This is a genomic window from Pseudovibrio sp. W74, assembly GCF_001623085.1.
Classification (GTDB): domain Bacteria; phylum Pseudomonadota; class Alphaproteobacteria; order Rhizobiales; family Stappiaceae; genus Pseudovibrio.
Genome location: NZ_LMCJ01000006.1, coordinates 91,825 through 110,108, shown reverse-complemented (window position 1 = coordinate 110,108; position 18,284 = coordinate 91,825). Strand labels below are relative to the sequence as shown.

Here is an 18,284-nt window from a genome sequence, read left to right as displayed (position 1 = left end):
GCTGTCGGTTCCTTCCTGACTTCTTTGAAAGATTTACATTATGGCAAATACTCTGGCGGCTCCGTTGATTGATGACGGATTGGCAAAGCGCAATGCGCTGCTTTTGGCGCTTGCCCAGTCGTTTGCTGGTGGTGTTCCCCCTATCATTTTTGCAACCACATCTATTCTCGCCTCTGTATTGCTGGTTGATGACAAGTCTCTGGCAACTTTGCCCGTTACTGCTTTCGTGCTTGGAACAGCCATCGGAACGTTGCCTGCTGGCATGATCATGCGCAGTTTTGGACGTCGTGCCGGGCTTGTTGGTGCGCTGTTGTTTGGTGTGCTGTTTGCCTTGGTTGCCGCCTACGCTGCCTACCTTGGCAGTTTTGCGCTGCTTTGCGTTTCCACACTCGGCAGCGGTTTTGTGATGGCCTTTACCCAGCAGGCGCGTTTTGCTGCTGCTGATACGGCCAGCCCTGCTTTCAAACCTAAGGCCATTTCCTGGGTTTTGACTGGTGGTATTCTTGCGGGTGTGGTTGGTCCGCAGACCGTAATTCTGACACAGGGCATGTTTGAGCCCTTCCTTTTTGTCGGAACCTACCTTGCGCAAGCGGTCTTGATGCTTATCGGTTTGTTTTTTGTGGCGTTTTTGGAAATACCTTTGCCGCCGAAGATGGAAAAGCATGAACGTGGACGTCCGCTTTTAGAGATTTTGAAGCAACAAAAGTTCTTTGTAGCTGTTGGTTGTGGAATGATCAGTTACGCGATCATGAACCTGATCATGACGTCTGCTCCGCTCGCCATGGTTGCTTGCGGGTTGACGAACTCAGATGCAGCTCTTGGCATCCAGTGGCACGTGATTGCCATGTTTGCACCTAGTTTTATTACGGGTAGTTTGATCAACCGATTCGGTCATGGAGCTGTAATTGGCACCGGATTCTTGCTTTATGCGGTGTGCGCGCTGGTTGGCCTTACGGGACTAGAGCGTTGGATTTTCTGGAGTTCCCTGATTTTACTTGGTCTTGGCTGGAACTTTTCTTTCGTCGGAGCGTCTGCATTGCTGACACAAACTTACCGACCAGAAGAACAAAACAGAGTCCAGTCCGTAAACGACTTCTTCGTCTTTGGTTTAGTCGCAACTGCCTCGTTTTCCTCAGGGAAATTGTTAAACGTGTTTGGTTGGGAAACTGTCAACCTAATGGTGTTCCCGTTCGTTATCTTATGTCTATTTCTTGTTGTCTCACTGATGTTTACTGAAAAACGGGAAGTTAAAGTTTGAATAATTCCAAGTAGTTTCTCTCCTTTCAACATACGTGTTTCCTTCCACTACCACGCAAAAGCAACTTGACGGATAGTGACAGGTATATACCGTCACTGTGTTCGTTAATTTACACAATTGCAGTGCGGATTTTGCTACGAACACACACATAAGTAGCAGGGTACCCTTAGGGGAGGAAATATGACTGAACTTATCGTTACCATTGCGTGCGGTTTGCTCTCTGTCGTTTACGGCATCTGGGCAATTCGCAGCGTGATGGCTGCTGACACCGGGTCTGCGAAAATGCAGGAAATCGCTGGTGCCATTCAAGAGGGTGCGCAAGCATACCTCACTCGTCAGTACACCAGTGTTGCAATTGTTGGCGTGGTTATCTTCGCCATCGTCGCTTACTTGCTGTCTATCACCGTAGCTATTGGATTTGTTATCGGTGCCGTTCTTTCCGGTGCCGCAGGATTTATTGGAATGCTCGTCTCCGTACGGGCAAACGTTCGCACTGCACAAGCTGCAAGCCAGAGCCTTGGGGCAGGGCTCTCAATTGCATTCCGTTCCGGCGCCATTACCGGGATGTTCGTTGCTGGTCTCGCTCTTCTGGGCGTTGCCGTTTACTACCTGATCCTCACCGGACCTATGGGTATTGATCCAACATCACGTACCGTGATTGATGCGCTTGTGGCTCTTGGGTTTGGTGCGTCTCTGATTTCCATCTTCGCCCGTCTTGGCGGCGGCATCTTTACAAAAGGTGCTGATGTTGGTGGTGACCTTGTTGGTAAGGTTGAGGCTGGCATTCCTGAGGATGATCCACGTAACCCGGCAACAATCGCAGATAACGTTGGCGACAACGTTGGTGATTGTGCAGGTATGGCCGCTGACTTGTTTGAGACCTATGCCGTGACGCTTGTTGCGACGATGGTTCTTGCAGCGATCTACTTTGCAGGTACGGCTGATTTGCAGTCTGCAATGCTGTATCCGATGCTGATCTGTGGTGTTTGTTCTGTGGCATCCATCATCGGTACGTTCTTCGTGCGCCTTGGTGCGTCCAACTCCATTATGGGTGCGCTCTATAAGGGCTTCATCGCCACTGCAATTGTTTCGCTGATCATCCTGTATCCGCTGACCTACTGGGTCTTCGGCGGGATGGATACAGTGTTGACGCAGAGCAATGGCGTTAGCTTTACGCCGCTGGATCTGTTCTTCTGCGGTGTTTCCGGTCTTGTGGTGACAGGTCTGATCATCTGGATCACTGAATATTACACCGGTACCAACTTCCGTCCTGTGCAGGCGATTGCCCGTGCCTCTGAAACGGGTCACGGTACCAACGTTATTCAGGGTCTTGCGGTCTCCATGGAATCCACTGCGCTTCCTGCTCTGGTTATCATTGCCGGTATTATCGTGACTTTCCAGCTGGCTGGTCTGTTCGGTATTGCCATTGCAGTGACAACGATGCTGGCGCTGGCTGGTATGGTTGTGGCGCTGGACGCGTTTGGTCCAGTCACGGACAACGCTGGTGGTATTGCTGAAATGGCAGACCTGCCTGCGGAAGTGCGCGACACGACTGATGCGCTGGATGCAGTGGGTAACACCACAAAGGCTGTGACCAAGGGCTACGCGATTGGGTCTGCCGGTCTTGGTGCTCTGGTGCTGTTTACGGCTTACACGGAGGATCTGAAGTTCTTCGTGGCAAACTCTGAGCAGTTTCCTTACTTCAAGGGGATGACTGAGGCGTCTATCGATTTCTCACTGTCTAACCCATATGTGGTTGTTGGCCTGTTCTTTGGTGGTCTGCTCCCATTCCTGTTTGGCGGTATGGCCATGACAGCGGTTGGCCGCGCAGCGGGTGCTGTGGTTGAAGAAGTTCGGCGTCAGTTTAAAGAACAGCCAGGCATCATGAAGGGTGAAGTTCGCCCTGATTATGGCCGTGCTGTTGATATGCTGACCAAGGCTGCAATTAAGGAAATGATCATTCCGAGCATGCTGCCTGTGCTATCTCCAATCGTCATTTACTTCCTGATTGAAGCAATCGCTGGCAAAGCAAATGCCTTCGCATCCCTGGGCGCTATGCTGCTTGGTGTGATTGTGACAGGGCTGTTTGTTGCGCTTTCCATGACCGCTGGTGGCGGTGCGTGGGACAACGCCAAGAAGTACATTGAAGACGGTCATTACGGCGGTAAGGGCTCTGAAGCTCATAAAGCGGCTGTGACGGGTGATACTGTTGGTGATCCTTACAAGGATACTGCTGGTCCAGCTGTGAACCCAATGATCAAGATCACAAACATTGTGGCTCTTCTGCTTCTGGCAGTGCTGGCGCACTAGTTTGCTCTGATCTGATTTGAAACTAAAAAGCCCGGTCTGGGAGATGGCCGGGCTTTTTGCCGTTCTGGTGTTGGGAGCTTTAGCGGAGGTCAGAATTTCACTGAGAACTCGGTGCCAAAGACCCAGGCGTCCGGGATGTCGTCGTTTCCGGCAGGATTGACCACGTATTGAAAATCCAGTGAGAGATAGGACCAATCGGCGAACTGGTAGCGATGGGTGGCTTCGAATACGAGCTCATAGGACTGGCCGGGCAGGTGATCACTGAAATAACCGAGAATGAAGGCTCCGGCAGTAACATCATTGTCTCTGTTGGGGATCAGGCCTTGGTAGAACAAGCCGCCGCTGATGCCGAGAGGTTGGGTGTTGATGGCTTGTTGGGGCGCGATTGTAACAAGGCCCCAGAGGCTCAGACCTTGCAGGTCCTTTTCCTGATAGATCATTTGCCGTGCGATGGCATAGGCGCCCCAGTTGCCTTCACGGGTCTGCGTGGTGGTGGTGCCCAGAACATCCACTCTGCCAGTGTTGTAGAAGGCGCCCAGCTGATAGTGGCCGCGGAGATACTTGCTTGTGTCATCTTTCCCCGGATTAACGCCAACTTGCCCGACCATCAGCACGCTGCCTTTGGGCGCAAAGCGGAAGTTGAAGCCGTTTTCGGCGTTGTTCAGGTCATCCACGGACGCGTCATAGACGCCGAGGCTGACGTATTGATTACCGGGGAAGGTATAGTTGCCTGCCAGACCCCATATGTTGAAGGGGTAGGTGGTGAAAGTGGGCTGGTTGATGAGCAGCTGACCAGGGGTGCTGTTGAGGGCTCCGTTGAGGTAGTACGCGAAGGTATCGTCTCTTGCGAAGATGTCGCCCACAGCGAGGCGACCGGCGGAGAGGTACAGCTGATCGTTGAGCAGGTTTTGCTCCAGACTGAAGTTGGCGATGGCGAGGATGTCGCTTGAGAAAATTTGGGTGACGCCAAAGTCGTTGCCAATGACCTCCTGTGACAGGCCCTGTCCCAGACCTTGATACATGATGTAGTGCAGGCTGCTGCCTTTGATGCCGAAGATCTTCTCAAAGTCCAGCATGGCCATGCCTTCCAGCCGCGCGCCATAAGTTGCGCTCTGGTTCAGGCCGCCAACGGGGTTTGCGGCAACGTCCTGGGTGTAGAGCACACCTAGATCAAGACCCTCGTCAGAAAGGTTGGTGCGGATACCGCCCCAGTCGCGTGTTTCGTTGTGCCATTGCGCCCAGGCTAATGGCCAGTTGCCCACTTGCGCGCGAAGTTCTGTGCTGGCTGTCAGCGCTATGCCGACAACCGCTAGAAACTGTAGAACTGGCGATATGCGTTTTTTTATCGCAGGTACCTTAAGCGCTCGCAAAAGCTGGTTCCCCTAGACTGACTCAGGCAAACAGAGAAACTCAGGATTATGCAGCGCGCACTCTTGTTTACGCCGCATGCTCCAACACTTTGATGGAACCCATCCTTTTGCGAAAAACGCCCGCACTCAATCAAGAATTTGCCCGCATCAATCTGGTATGCAGCAGTGCTGCATGTCCTACTCAGATTCACTTACAAGATTACTATAGTCTGTTGTTCTTGCGGCGGCTCCTATCTGAAACCTGCTAAGTAATTTTGAGGTGCCTGATCAGGCTGCTGGCTCTGGCAGCAGGGCCTCATAGCGTTCTCTTGCATGCGCGGGGAAAGGGCAGGACTTTCTGGCTTCGCGATCCATATGGACACCGACGGCCTGCATGGTTGCAACAGGTGTGTTGGTGATTGAGTCAAACATGGTGTGTTTGAAGAGGATGGTCTTGTCGCGCATTTCTTTAATTTCAGAGCGTACGACAAGTAGGTCGCCTGCGGAGACCTCCGCCAGATACTTATATGTGATCTCCAGTGCAGCCATGCCCTTGTTGCTCTCGCGGATATAGGCTGGGGTGATGCCAATGTGGGCGAGCATGTGCCATGTTGCTTCATCAAATTTGGAGGTGTACCAGGCCACATTCATATGGCCCATGTGATCTTCCTGCTGCGGGTAAACAATCCCGCGATATGTCTCAAACATCTTTGTTTCCAATACAATCGCAATCCTGACCAGCCTATTGGGAAGAGTGCTGCAGGTCATTACGACTGTCGGATACCTTCAGGTGAACGTGAAAAAGCCGGTGCTCCTTATGGAACACCGGCTTTCCTATCATTGCTGTCTATGTACTGCTCAGTAATTGCGCCAAAGGATGATGGCGGCGGCGAGCAGGAACTGGTCTTTCAGCACGAAGATGCCTGTACGGTTGAGGAGGGGGAAGAATGAATCCGCATCCCAGCCCGGTACGGAGAACATGAAGGTGAGGGTGCCGAGTGCTGTAGCAGCGATGCCGAGGACACCCAGACCGCCAAGGAAGCGGTTGAATGGCAGGCAGAGCAGCAACAGTAGGAAGACCCACTCAACGATACCGATGAAGTTGGAAGCGCCCTGAACATCCCAGATCTGATAGGTCCAGCTGAAGAGGATGTTGGACTGCATCAGGCGGACAATGCCTTGTGCCTCAAACTCATAAAACTTCATGGCGCCGATCCAGCCCATGACCAGTGCGATACCAGCGAAGCTTGCGAACACGGCCAGCTTTTTGAGAGAGCCTGCGGTCTGCTCCTTGCCAGCTGTGTGCATGTGATGCCCGAGGATGTACGCCGGGATTGCAAACATGGAGAGGTACTTCAGGAGGTTCTGACCGGAGCCGATAATCGGGAAACCTCCGAGAGCATCCATCCACACAGGGTTTGTGAACAGGTAAAGGAAGTTCAGGGCGAAGATCAGCATGGCCATCAGGCAGCCAAGAATTCCAAGGCGGCGATCTTTCAGGCCAAGCAGAACCAGAATGCCTGCCGGGACTTCAAAAAGAGCCATCAGAACGCCGGTGAGAGGCACGCCGAGTGCTTGAACCACTCCACTGAATATGGGGCTGTTGCCGAGCCAGAACTCGATTTGCTGATGTTCCGGACCTGTCAGCTTCAGCAGGCCAACCCAGATCAGGTAGGTTGCTGTGACGAGTGTGAGATAGATAAAAAGAGCGTGATCTGAGGGGCGCAGATCTGTAATTTTTTTGAGGGCAGTAGAGGAGTGCGTCATGATTTTACTTCGCGTTTGTCGTTAGAGCACGTCGCATTAATTCGCATTCACGCATCGCGATCTAACATCCTTGGTGGAGCGAATTCTTGTCGTTTGATTGTTTTCAATCAAAAGGAACGCGCTCTAATGCCTTGAAGAAACCACGGAAGAAGACGGCCAGAATGCGTATAACTCCTCAATACAGGATCACATGTAGCAAACCTCCAATAACACCAGCGTGATTTTAAGTGTGAAGCTTAGGATTTGGCAGCATTCGCGATATGAATGGGATAGAGCAGCCTGGCCTGTTGGCTTTAAGCGCAAAAAAAACGGCGCCTGAAAAACAGGCGCCGTTTTTTAAACTCGTGATGGGCGGGTCTTAGAGACCGATTGATGGATTTGCAGCTCCACGCAGGATCTGCGTCAGGAGACCATAATCAGCACCGCCGGTGCGTGTTTTTCTGCCGAGGTAATCAAAGACTTTTCCGTCTTCAATGCCGTAATCAGCAACGGACTTCACATAACCATCTTTATCAAAGTAAACAGCGACAACACGTTGGTCGACGATTGACGGAGACCAGAATGCCACTGTTTCGCTCTTTTGCGAGATATAATAGTAAGCTTCACCGTCCAGATTAGATGTGGTGGACGGGCTACCAAGGAGAAGTTCTACCTGCTCACGGCTGGAACCGACTTGAACATCTTGAATTGAATCAGGTGAAACAACCTGGCCATGTGTCAGTGTCTGGGTGAAGCAGCCGGCAAGTGGCAGGCTCAAAAAAGCGAGGAACACAGTACGGCGTGCGAATGCAATCATTCCAAACATCCTGTTGGCTTGCAAATTGCAGCAAAATGCAGCAAGCAAGCGGTTTAGATTCAGACTTGTGCTTATGCCATCCTCGTGGCAGTCACACAAGTAACTCGACAAGCGCAAGAGAGGTGCCATGATCTTCGGTTTTTTCCGTCGACGTAAAGACACATCCGTCAGAACAACTTACGAGCGGATCGTCGCGCAGGCACGACTACCAGTGTTTTATCAGCACTATGGTATACCTGATACGAGCGAAGGTCGCTTCGAGATGATTGTTTTGCACGCTTTTTGTGTCTTTCACCGGTTAGGAGGCGAAGATAAGGCGTCCCGGAAATTTGCACAGGCTGTATTCGATTATTTTTTTCAGGATATGGACCAGAGCATGCGAGAGATCGGTATTGGCGACGAAGGTGTGCGTAAACGGGTTCGAATTATGGTCGAATCGTTTTACGGACGCACAGCCAGCTATATGCAGGCTCTGGAAAACAAGGACAATTCCGCTCTATTTGAGGCCTTTGTAAGAAACATTTATGGCGAGAGCGGTGAAGCTGTTGCGATAAGAGCGCTGGTTCATTACATGCATGAAGCGGTGGAAGGCCTTGCTGCTCTTCCAACCCATGAAATTCTTGCGGGCGACGTCAAATTTGTGGCTCCAAAGATCGAACTTATAAGGGAAAGCGCCAGCGATGGCTGAAACTGAATACCCGTGGGCCTATTTATTCGATGCGGTGCGTCTTGGTAAGAAAACCAAACAGCTAAAGCTTGTCCTCAATGAGAATGAGCGGACGCAGATCGCCAAGGCCTATGATTTGATAGAGCTGCCTGAGTTCGAAGCCGACCTTGAAGTGCGTCCGTGGCGCCGTGATGGACTGGCGGTGCGCGGTCACATTCGCGCCAAAGCTATTCAACAATGCGTTGTCACGCTTGACCGAGTTGAGTGCCTGGTGGACGAAGAATTCGACCGTACATTTTTGCCGGATCAAGATTCTCGGGGGCGTCGTCGAAGTGATGATGATACCTTGGAAGTAGATCTGGATATTGATGAGAGCGATCCGCCGGATTATTTCGAAGGCTCTCAGGTGGATTTCGGAGCTGTTGTTTGTGAGCACTTTGCGTTGGGACTGGATCCATTTCCTCGGGCTAAAGGGGTTGAAATGGATGACAAATATGCTCCGGACCCAGAGGAAGAACTGAAACAGGATGAAGAGCAGAAGCCTTCTCCTTTTGCTGCACTAGAAGCCCTTAAAGGCAAAAAATAATCTTAGATTGCTGCAAAGGTTTTTTAGAGGTGGGTGTTGCGAGACGTTTATAATCGAGTATCTTCGCGACGCGCATTTCCACTGAACTTAGGGAAAATGCTCTTAACTATTCCGAGGTCTGCCGATACAAGGGCAGACTTTGTTGGGACAAGGCAAGAAATTGGAAATGTCTGAAAAAATACGTATTTCTCTTGATGCTATGGGGGGGGATTACGGTGTTGAGGTGGTGCTGCCTGGTGCTGATCAGGTGCTGCAACGCTGCCCGAATATCGAATTCCTACTTTTCGGTGACAGTAAAGTCATCGAGCCAATGCTCGAGGAATACCCTCGTCTGAAGCAGGCATCCGTTGTTCATCATACCGATGTGTCGATTGGCATGGACGAAAAACCGAGTCAGGCTTTGCGCAAGGGCCGCGGTAAATCTTCCATGTGGAATGCGATCGCTGCGGTTAAAAATTCTGAAGCAGATGTTGCTGTTTCCGCTGGTAATACGGGCGCGCTGATGGCGATGTCCAAGTTTTGCCTGCGCACCATGTCTGGTATTGAGCGTCCTGCGATTGCGGCAATGTGGCCGACACTTCGCGGTGAATCCATTGTGCTTGATGTGGGTGCTACGATCGGCGCGGATGCACAGCAGCTGATCGACTTTGCTATTTTGGGCGGCGCTATGTGTCGTTCTGTTCATGGTGTGAAACAGCCGACTGTTGGTCTCCTTAATATTGGTGTTGAAGAGGTGAAGGGTGTTGAGGAAGTGCGTACAGCAGGCAAAATGCTGCGCGAACTGTCTCCTCCAAACCTTGTTTACTCCGGCTTTGTCGAGGGTGATGACATTGGTAAAGGCACCGTTGATGTTGTTGTGACCGAAGGGTTTGCCGGCAATATTGCACTCAAAACAGCCGAGGGAACCGCAAAACAGTTTGCTGGCTACCTACGGGCTGCTATGAAACGTACGCTTATGGCGAAAATCGGTTACTTTTTTGCACGAGGTGCTTTCGAGCGGCTTCGGGCGAAAATGGATCCGCGTAAAGTCAATGGCGGGGTCTTTCTTGGGCTTAATGGGATTGTTATCAAAAGCCATGGCGGAACAGACGCTGAAGGCTTTGGTGCTGCCATTGAACTTGCCTATGATATGGCCAAGAATGAATTGATTAAAAAGATCTCCGAGGATCTGGCAAACTACCATCGTGGTCGTTTCTCAGAGGCTGAAGAAAACTGAAGGGTTTAAAGTGAAGGCACTTCGCTCTGTATTTTTGGGCTGTGGCAGCTATCTGCCTGAAAAAGCACTTACTAACCAGCAGCTTACCGAGATTGTTGACACTTCTGATGAGTGGATCGTTCAGCGTACCGGGATCAAGAACCGTCATATAGCGGCAGAAGGTGAGTTTACGTCTCACCTTGCAGTGAATGCTGCCAAGGCTGCGCTGGAAAATGCCGGTGTTGATGCGCAGGACATTGATCTGATCATTCTGGCAACCTCAACACCTGACAATACGTTCCCGGCAACGGCTGTTGCTGTGCAGGCAGAACTTGGTATCAACCACGGTTTTGCGTTCGACGTTCAGGCTGTTTGCTCTGGTTTTGTTTATGCAGTTACCACTGCCGACGCATACCTGCGCGGTGGTCTGGCTAAGCGTGCGCTTGTAATTGGCGCTGAAACATTCTCCCGCATTCTGGATTGGGAAGACCGTACGACCTGTGTTCTGTTTGGTGATGGCGCTGGCGCTGTTGTCATGGAAGCGCAGGAAGGCGAGGCTTCTGCTGAGACCAGCGGTGTGTTGACCTGTCATTTGCGTTCTGATGGACGTCACAAAGAAAAGCTCTTTGTGGACGGTGGTCCTTCCACCACGCAGACAGCTGGTCATCTGCGCATGCAGGGCCGTGAAGTGTTCAAACACGCGGTTGGCATGGTCACTGATGTGATTGAAGCTGCCTTTGATGCCACTGGCACAACTGCGGAAGATCTGGATTGGTTTGTGCCGCACCAGGCGAACCAACGCATCATTGATGCTTCTGCTAAGAAACTTGGCATCGCTCCTGAAAAGGTAGTGAAAACAGTTTCCGAGCACGGCAACACTTCAGCTGCATCGATTCCTTTGGCGCTGGACAGCATTGTTAAAGCTGGCAAGGTGAAAAAGGGAGATCTGATCATGCTGGAAGCAATGGGCGGCGGCTTTACCTGGGGTTCCGTACTCCTTAAGTGGTAAAAAGCGGCAAAAAACCCCAGAGGGTTGCATTTCTTAGCAAATGAGCTGTTGACCCTGACGCCGGTTGGCCATACCGTAACTTGTTGAAAGCAAGCTTTATTCTTACGGATCATGGCTTTACCGGAGGAGGGTGGAATGGGTAGTCACACTGTAACCCGCGCTGATTTATGTGAAGCGGTTTACCAGAAAGTCGGCCTATCTCGGACTGAATCTGCCGAACTCGTTGAGCAGGTACTTGCAGAAATTTCTGCCAGCCTGGAAGGCGGCGAGTCTGTCAAATTGTCTAGCTTTGGCTCTTTTGTTGTTCGCTCAAAAGGTGAACGCATTGGCCGTAACCCAAAAACAGGTGAGGAAGTTCCGATCTCTCCACGCCGGGTTATGGTATTCAAGCCAAGCAATGTTCTTAAACAGCGCATTAATGATGCACTGGTTGAGGGCGCCAGCTAATTTGCTGCCCCGATAATAGTAAGGTTTAGAGGGTCTGCATCGTGGAGAAGAGCGCCGACGCGTTCCGAACAATTAGTGAAGTAGCGAGTGAACTGGATCTGCCGCAGCACGTTCTGCGGTTCTGGGAAACACGATTTACCCAGATCAGGCCTCTGAAAAGAGGCGGTGGACGGCGCTACTACAGACCTGACGACCTTGAGCTTTTGCGTGGTATCCGCCATTTGCTCTATGGGGAAGGCTATACGATTAAAGGCGTGCAACGTATTTTGCGAGAGCAAGGCGTGCGCGTCGTTATGGACGTTTGGAAAGAGGGTGGTGGCGTTGTCATCCCAACCTCGTCCAGCGCCAATATGCCTGTGGGCGTAGCACCTGATCCATCCCAAGTTTCTGAGGGTTCAGTGCGCAGTGCTGCGGAAGCTGCAGTCGCACAGGCTATCATGTCGTCTCCAGAAGAGATGTATGAGCCGCAGGAAGATTGGGTTGCTGAGCGGTCTGTTGAAGAGCAGGCGGTGCTTCCACTCGAGAGCGAGCCTGAGCCGCAGACGCCATTGCCGTCCGGTCTGTTGCCGGATGACGAGCCGGATCAGCATGGCAAAGGTGGGCATGGGGCGTTTGGCTTCATGGATCGCTTGATGGGTTCTGAAAAGGAAGAGACAGCTGGGTCTACTGGACTTTCCAAGGACAATGTTGACCGGCTGCAATCCACGCTTTTTGAGCTGTTGGAGTGTAAGCGTATGCTGGATCAGGCGCGATAATCTGCAAAAATTGATAGGGTCTTGGGTTGGTGGAACGCTGACCTGAGCGTTGGTTTAAGGGCGTCGGTCACTGCTTTGTTGCAGTCGGCGCCCTTTGCTGTTTCAGGTGCGTTGAAACTCATCCCGCAAAATGACTGTGGTTGTCAGGTCTTTCACGCCGTCAGTGGATGCGATGGCGTCTCTGACGTTGTTGAGCATCTCCATTGAGGAGGCAACGACTTCGACCACAAGGTCGAGCTCGCCACTTACCGAACTTACGCGTTTAATCTCTGGAAATGCTGCCAATATGTCGAGGATTTCGCGCATGGGTGTGCGTGATAGGCGGATGAACAGGAAGGCGGAGATGTGTGTGGGATCGAGCCCACCAATATCTGCCCTGTAGCCGCGAATTGTGCCGTTGTTCTCCAGTCGTGTGATGCGTTCACTGGTGGCACTGCGAGATAGGTTGATGCGGGCTGCTAGTGTTTTGATCGGGATACGGGCTTCTTTGGAAAGGATCGCGATAATCTCGCGGTCGGTGGTGTCGAGCATTGAGATTCCTCTGCGCGGGCTATCAGGAAGAGTGCCGTTAAAATACTTATTAATCGCGACATAGTGGCGGTGCAACTGACATAAAGTCGGTGTTCTGAAATATCAGTGTGCGTTATATTTCGGGCAACCGGAGAGACTTATGACTGATATTAGCCATCCCGCCCCTAATTTTGACCGCGATACCATTGCAGCCCTTCTGCTGGAGCACTGGAACCTGAAAGGTGACTTGTCTCCATTGGAAAGCGAGCGCGACCAGAACCATCGCCTTGATGCAGAGGATGGCACGCGCTGGACGGTGAAGCTTGTTAATGCCAGTGAGCCCGGCGCTGAGACTGGATTCCAGACAGCCATGCTGCAGCATCTTGCTGCGTCCTCTCCGGATTTGCCTATGCCGCGCCTGCGCCTGACAAAGGATGGTGGAGCCACGCAGAGTGTCGCCGGACCGGATGGAGCATCTCATGCCATGCGTGTGGTTTCCTGGGTTCCGGGGGTGCCGTTGGCTGAAACTCAGCGTGAGGATGGTGTTGTTGCCAGTTTGGGGACGTTGCTTGGCAAGATGGATAAGGCGCTGCGTGGTTTTGTGCATCCCGGTGCTTTGCGCAGCTTTGAGTGGGATTTACGTGCGGCTGGTGATGCCCGCGCGCGCCTGAGTGCCATTGGTGATCCTGATCAGCGGCGCGTGGTTGAGTATTTCCTTGATCGGTTTGACGGGATTGTTGCTCCGCAGTTTGCCGGCTTGAGAGCTGCTGTCATTCACAATGACGCCAATGACTGGAATGTGCTGGTTGATCCAGAAGATCATTCCCGCGTTTGTGGTCTTATTGATTTTGGTGACAGCCTGCATACGCCCGTTATTGCAGAAGTTGCGATTGCGGCGGCCTATACGATTATGGAGGTGCCTGATCCGATTGGCGCTGCTGCTGATCTGGCTGCTGCCTACCATGCTGAGTATCCGTTGGAAGAAGGGGAGGTTGATCTTCTCTTTGATCTGATTGCAATGCGACTGGTGACAAGCGTGAGTTTGTCTGCTCTGCGGAAAGATGAGACTGACGACAATCCATACCTTGCTGTCAGTGAAGCACCAGCCTGGAACCTGCTTTACAAACTTTATGGCATGAAACCATCGTTTGCGACTGCAATCCTGCGTAAGGCCTGTGGCTTTGATGCGGTGCCAGGTGCTCGGAAGGTGGCGGCGTTTTGTGCAAAAAACCGGAACTCATTTGCCCCGTTGTTTGCGCGTCATCCCAAGCTCATGTCCAAAGCGCTGGTGCCTTATGCTGATCCTGAGAATGAGATGACTGTGACGTCTCGTGATCGACAGCCAGAAGCTGCACAAGAATGGTGGGAAGAGTATTGCGAGGCGCATGGTGTTGAACTTGGCATTGGCCCATGGGGTGAAAGCCGCAGTGTTTATTCCTCCGACTTCTTTGAGAGCCGTTTCATTGAGGGAGAGCGTCGCCGGAACCATCTGGGGTTTGATTTGTTCCTGCCGTCAGGAACCCGTGTTTGTGCGCCTATGGATGGCAAAGTGCGGTCTGTGGTGATTGAGACGGATCCGCTTGGTTATGGCTGCATGATTGCGCTGGATCATGAAACGGATTGCGGTCAGCCGTTTGTGAGCCTTTGGGGACACATGGCGCATGAGGCGGCGAGCCGACTGAGCGTGGGTGATGTGGTCAAGGCTGGTGAGACAGTTGGGTATCTGGGTGCTGAAGATGAAAATGGAGGCTGGGCTCCCCATCTTCACCTGCAGCTATGTGCAGATGTTTCTTTGAGTGCCGAAGAAATTCTCGGTGTTGGTGAAGAGAAGTATCTTGATGTGTGGGCAGATTTATTCCCGTCCGCTATCGATTTTGCCGGGCTCCCGCAAGAAACACTGGGCAGTGCTGGGCGATCAGTCAGCGATATCGTTTCATCGCGCCGTCAAAATCTGCTACCGAACCTTTCCATCTCCTACAGCGAACCTATCAAGTTTGTGCGTGGCGAGGGGGCTTACCTTATCGACCATCGCGGGCGGGCTTATCTGGACTGTTTTAACAATGTCTGCCATCTGGGTCATGCACATCCAGATGTGGTTGAGGCCTTGTCTCATCAGGCAGGTTTGCTCAACACCAATACACGGTATTTGCACGACAACATCGTTGAGTACTCTGAGCGTCTGACAGCGACACTGCCGGATGATCTGGCGGTTGCTTCGTTTGTGTGTACGGGCAGTGAGGCGAACAGCCTGATGCTTCGCATGGCAGAGGCGCATACCGGGCGTCGTGATGCAGTTGTTCTGGATTGGGCTTATCATGGCACAACACCTGAGCTGATTGCGCTGAGCCCTTACAAATACAAGCGCAACGGTGGTAAAGGGCGGCCTGATCATGTGTTTGAGGCAGCTATTCCGGACGCCTATCGTGCACCGGCTGACTGGGCACCTGAGGAGATTACTGCACGTTATGTGCAAAGTGTTGCTGAGCAGCTGGACTTGATGAAAAAACAAGGCCGTGCCCCAGCATTCTTCATTGCTGAATCAATTCCAAGTGTGGCTGGTCAGGTGTTTATGCCAGATGGCTATCTGGAGGAGGTCTACAAGCTGATCCGCGCGGAGGGTGGCCTGTGCGTTGCTGATGAAGTGCAGGTTGGGTTTGGCCGTGTCGGATCGCATTGGTGGGCTTTTGAAACACAAGGCGTGACGCCCGATGTTGTGACTATGGGCAAGCCGATTGGCAATGGTCATCCTATGGCCGCGCTTGTGACCACTCGTGAGGTTGCTGCCAGCTTCAACAATGGCATGGAATACTTCAACACCTTTGGCGGTAATCCGGTCTCCTGTGCAGTCGGGCTTTCTGTGCTGAACGTGATTGAGCGTGATGGATTGCGCGAGAATGCGCATGTTGTTGGTGATTACATCCTGATGGGCTTTCGAAAGATGATGGAAAAGTATGAGTTTATTGGTGATGTGCGCGGGATGGGACTATTCCTTGGCATCGAGCTGGTGAAAGATCGCCGTACCAAAGCGCCTGCAACAGATATGGCGAAACGTATTGCCAACCGCGCAAAAGACCTTGGTATCCTGATGGGAACCGAGGGGCCTTATGACAATGTGTTGAAGATGCGGCCACCGATGATTTTTTCTAAGGAAAATGCGGATTACCTACTGGATGTCCTTGATCAGGCCATGAATGAGTCTGTTTCAGCTCTGGAAACCATGTAAACTATCAAAAAAGGGCCAAAGTCTGGCCTTTTTTACCTGAAGAATAGGCGGGGACAGGAAGTTGTCTCCGCTTTTTCTTTGTCCTGAGGGCTAACGGGATGAAGGTAAGGGTGAGTTCAATTCATGTTCAAAATCCGGAGGCGTCGCTCTTGATCGCAACGTCCTGAGTGCTCCGGCTTGTTGTTTTGGGTTTGTTTTAGAATAGGTTGGCTTGCCAACCTTTAAAGAACAGGCCCCAGAGTTTGAAGGTGGGCGAACATGGTAACCATTGAAAGCAGTGCAAGCATTACGGCCTGGGGTGAGCGAACCTTTGGGCAAGTGGCTGACCTGAATGCGTTGATTGCGCGGGCAAAAGAAGAGCTTGCCGCTCTGCAACTGGCTGTCGAAAGCGGCGAGAGTTCACGTGATGTCGCTGCGGATGCCGCGGAGATTGCGATCCTGCTGCATCGTCTTGTTGGTTTGCATGGCGCTGAGCTTTCATTTGCCGTTGACGAGAAAATGGCTCGCAACCGCACGCGTATCTGGTCTCTGGCTGGTGATGGTACTGGTCGCCACGTTGCCTAAGCTTTTGATTGCTGTTGCGGGCTGATCTGCCTGCGGCTCTGATCTCAACTTATCCCCCTTGTTGCGCTAGATGGTACGCTTTTGCGTAGGCTAGGCGATCTATGGGGATCATGATGAGTGAGACGACATCGCATCTTAAACTGCCATTTCTGGCAGCTGCTCAAGCGCAAAAGCATGTCACGCACAATGAGGCTTTGGCACTTGTTGATCTGGTTGTGCAGCTTTGCGTTGTTTCCAACAGTGTGAGTGCACCACCTGCAGCTCCCGCAGAAGGGGAGCGTTATATCGTTCCTGCAGCTGCGACAGGTGCTTTTGCAGGGCAGGAGAGTAAGATCGCGGCCTTTGATGGCGGCCTCTGGCGATTTTTAGCTCCAGTTGAAGGTTGGGCGGCCTGGGTGCAAAGCCTCGGCGCGATGCAGGTTTACTCAGGTGGTAACTGGACTGGGTTTTCTTCTGTCGCTGGATTGGGCGTTGATGACGTTACCGGCGGTGCGGCCTTTCAGCAGGAAAAGACTGTGCTAAGCGAGAGCGCTCATGGTGCGCAGAGCCAGTTTGTGACCGCAGATGAGCTGATCACCGTTTCTGGCGGTTTTACTGAAAGCTCTTTGGTTATTCCCTCCCGTGCAATCGTGTTTTGTGTTTCCACCCGCGTGGTTGAGGCTGTCACGGGTGCAAGCTCCTATGACTGCGGAACTGCTGGTGAGACTGGCAAGTTTGGGGGCTCTTTGGGAATTGCCGTTGGTTCTAATAATGCAGGCGTGATTGGACCAACTGCGTATTATGCGGACACGCCAGTCCGGATTACTGCGAATACTGGCAGCTTTACCGGAGGCAAGGTTCGATTGTCCTTACATTTCTTCCTGCCAGTGGTGCCGCAGACCTGAGCGATATCTTTGAATTTCATAGGCCGCATCCGCGGTTTTTTTTGTGTTTGCACGGGGGCTCTGGCTCCCGTTTTTATTTGGGGAGTGAGAGATGCAGGATACCTTTCAACTGATTGTTTCGGACTTGCTTGAGAGTGAAGGAGGATTTGCCCATCGAAGCCGTAAGGCTGATCCGGGTGGTCCTACAAACTTTGGTATCACACAGCGGACCTTGAGTGCATGGCGGGGGCAGTCTGTCAGCGTGCAGGAGGTGCGGTCTCTGGAGCGGGCTGAGGCTGTCGATATCTTTCGGGCACAGTATTGGGATGCTGTGAAGGGAGACAAAATGCCTTCGGGCTTGGATTATGCGCTTTTTGATTTTGCCGTGAACTCGGGGCCTGCGCGGGCGGTCAAGACGCTTCAGAGTATTCTGGGCGTTGCTGTTGATGGTCTGGCTGGTGTTGAAACGCTTGGAGCACTCAAGACGCACAATCTCGGTGATCTGGTGAGCAAGCTTTCTGCTGAGCGCTTGCGTTTCATGAAGCGGCTTAAGAACTGGCCCTACAACAAAAATGGATGGACACGCCGGGTGAGGGATGTTCAGCAACGGTCGCTTGAGTTGATCAAGTCGCCAGCGTCTGCGGTTCAAACACTGCGTGTCCGTGATAGCGTTGTGCCGGATGGGGCTGCCAAAGCGCGGGGCGAAGAAACCTCTGCAATGAGCACCTGGTGGACGCCAGAAGGCGTGAGTAAGGCCGGGGTGCTGATTTCCGGCATGTCCGGCATGCTTGCAGGTTCCGGGCCGTTGCAGTGGGCGTTTGTTTTTGCGCTTGTTGTTGCAGCAGGCATTGGTGGCTATCTGATGCTCCAGAAAGAGCGAATGGCATAGATTTGAGCGGCACTGCGACTGGAAGGGAGTTTACGCAGCGGTGCCGTAAAGCTCCCCAGTGATTTTGAAGCATTGGGCAATCTGTAATGGGAACTA

At 52.2% G+C, this 18,284-nt stretch carries 17 protein-coding genes; 12 read left to right on the top strand and 5 right to left on the bottom strand.

What is annotated here, in order from left to right; genetic code table 11:
• Window positions 1–40: 40 nt before the first annotated feature.
• Window positions 41–1,258, top strand: a complete 1,218-nt coding sequence (locus PsW74_RS05435; protein ID WP_063289204.1) for an MFS transporter — start codon at window positions 41–43, stop codon at window positions 1,256–1,258.
• Window positions 1,259–1,438: 180 nt separating this feature from the next.
• Window positions 1,439–3,568 carry a sodium-translocating pyrophosphatase gene (locus PsW74_RS05430; RefSeq protein WP_057464301.1) on the top strand — a complete coding sequence of 710 codons (2,130 nt, stop codon included), beginning with the start codon at window positions 1,439–1,441 and terminating at the stop codon, window positions 3,566–3,568.
• 89 nt (window positions 3,569–3,657) lie between these two features.
• On the opposite strand, the gene PsW74_RS05425 is transcribed toward PsW74_RS05430, so the two are convergent.
• The 4 genes from PsW74_RS05425 to PsW74_RS05410 form a co-directional block, all read right to left on the bottom strand.
• Window positions 3,658–4,938, bottom strand: coding sequence for a carbohydrate porin (locus PsW74_RS05425; protein ID WP_208987853.1), 1,281 nt, complete (start codon window positions 4,936–4,938; stop codon window positions 3,658–3,660).
• A 267-nt stretch (window positions 4,939–5,205) separates the two neighbouring features.
• Window positions 5,206–5,625, bottom strand: coding sequence for a thioesterase family protein (locus tag PsW74_RS05420; protein WP_063289203.1), 420 nt, complete (start codon window positions 5,623–5,625; stop codon window positions 5,206–5,208).
• A gap of 150 nt (window positions 5,626–5,775) precedes the next feature.
• The gene (locus PsW74_RS05415; RefSeq protein ID WP_063289202.1) at window positions 5,776–6,684 is read right to left on the bottom strand and encodes a DUF417 family protein; all 909 of its coding nucleotides are present in this window, start codon (window positions 6,682–6,684) and stop codon (window positions 5,776–5,778) included.
• Between the two features lie 358 nt (window positions 6,685–7,042).
• Window positions 7,043–7,480 carry an outer membrane protein assembly factor BamE gene (locus tag PsW74_RS05410; protein WP_057464446.1) on the bottom strand — a complete coding sequence of 146 codons (438 nt, stop codon included), beginning with the start codon at window positions 7,478–7,480 and terminating at the stop codon, window positions 7,043–7,045.
• Between the two features lie 127 nt (window positions 7,481–7,607).
• Here PsW74_RS05410 and PsW74_RS05405 point away from each other — a divergent pair, with 127 nt between their 5' ends.
• The 6 genes from PsW74_RS05405 to PsW74_RS05380 all read left to right on the top strand — a co-directional run bounded on the left by PsW74_RS05405 (window position 7,608) and on the right by PsW74_RS05380 (window position 12,139).
• The gene (locus tag PsW74_RS05405; protein WP_208987852.1) at window positions 7,608–8,168 is read left to right on the top strand and encodes a ubiquinol-cytochrome C chaperone family protein; all 561 of its coding nucleotides are present in this window, start codon (window positions 7,608–7,610) and stop codon (window positions 8,166–8,168) included.
• Entirely contained in the window at window positions 8,161–8,733 is a 573-nt protein-coding gene (locus tag PsW74_RS05400) for a DUF177 domain-containing protein (RefSeq protein ID WP_063289201.1), read from the top strand. The genes PsW74_RS05405 and PsW74_RS05400 overlap by 8 nt, the downstream gene beginning before the upstream one ends.
• A gap of 166 nt (window positions 8,734–8,899) precedes the next feature.
• On the top strand, window positions 8,900–9,949 hold the full coding sequence (plsX, locus tag PsW74_RS05395; protein ID WP_057464304.1) for a phosphate acyltransferase PlsX: 1,050 nt from the start codon (window positions 8,900–8,902) through the stop codon (window positions 9,947–9,949).
• A gap of 10 nt (window positions 9,950–9,959) precedes the next feature.
• Entirely contained in the window at window positions 9,960–10,937 is a 978-nt protein-coding gene (locus tag PsW74_RS05390) for a beta-ketoacyl-ACP synthase III (protein ID WP_057464305.1), read from the top strand.
• A gap of 135 nt (window positions 10,938–11,072) precedes the next feature.
• The gene (locus PsW74_RS05385) at window positions 11,073–11,384 is read left to right on the top strand and encodes an integration host factor subunit alpha (protein ID WP_057464306.1); all 312 of its coding nucleotides are present in this window, start codon (window positions 11,073–11,075) and stop codon (window positions 11,382–11,384) included.
• Window positions 11,385–11,425: 41 nt separating this feature from the next.
• On the top strand, window positions 11,426–12,139 hold the full coding sequence (locus PsW74_RS05380; protein ID WP_063289200.1) for a MerR family transcriptional regulator: 714 nt from the start codon (window positions 11,426–11,428) through the stop codon (window positions 12,137–12,139).
• Window positions 12,140–12,241: 102 nt separating this feature from the next.
• On the opposite strand, the gene PsW74_RS05375 is transcribed toward PsW74_RS05380, so the two are convergent.
• Window positions 12,242–12,670, bottom strand: coding sequence for an Lrp/AsnC family transcriptional regulator (locus PsW74_RS05375; protein WP_063289199.1), 429 nt, complete (start codon window positions 12,668–12,670; stop codon window positions 12,242–12,244).
• Between the two features lie 139 nt (window positions 12,671–12,809).
• Here PsW74_RS05375 and PsW74_RS05370 point away from each other — a divergent pair, with 139 nt between their 5' ends.
• The 4 genes from PsW74_RS05370 (at window position 12,810) to PsW74_RS05355 (ending at window position 18,188) form a co-directional block, all read left to right on the top strand.
• Window positions 12,810–15,872, top strand: coding sequence for an aminotransferase class III-fold pyridoxal phosphate-dependent enzyme (locus tag PsW74_RS05370; RefSeq protein ID WP_063289198.1), 3,063 nt, complete (start codon window positions 12,810–12,812; stop codon window positions 15,870–15,872).
• 258 nt (window positions 15,873–16,130) lie between these two features.
• Window positions 16,131–16,436, top strand: coding sequence for a hypothetical protein (locus tag PsW74_RS05365; protein ID WP_063289197.1), 306 nt, complete (start codon window positions 16,131–16,133; stop codon window positions 16,434–16,436).
• Between the two features lie 113 nt (window positions 16,437–16,549).
• A complete protein-coding gene (locus PsW74_RS05360) occupies window positions 16,550–17,320 on the top strand; it encodes a DUF2793 domain-containing protein (RefSeq protein WP_063289196.1) in 771 nt (256 codons plus the stop codon).
• 91 nt (window positions 17,321–17,411) lie between these two features.
• Entirely contained in the window at window positions 17,412–18,188 is a 777-nt protein-coding gene (locus PsW74_RS05355) for a glycoside hydrolase family 108 protein (RefSeq protein WP_063289195.1), read from the top strand.
• Window positions 18,189–18,284 lie beyond the last annotated feature (96 nt).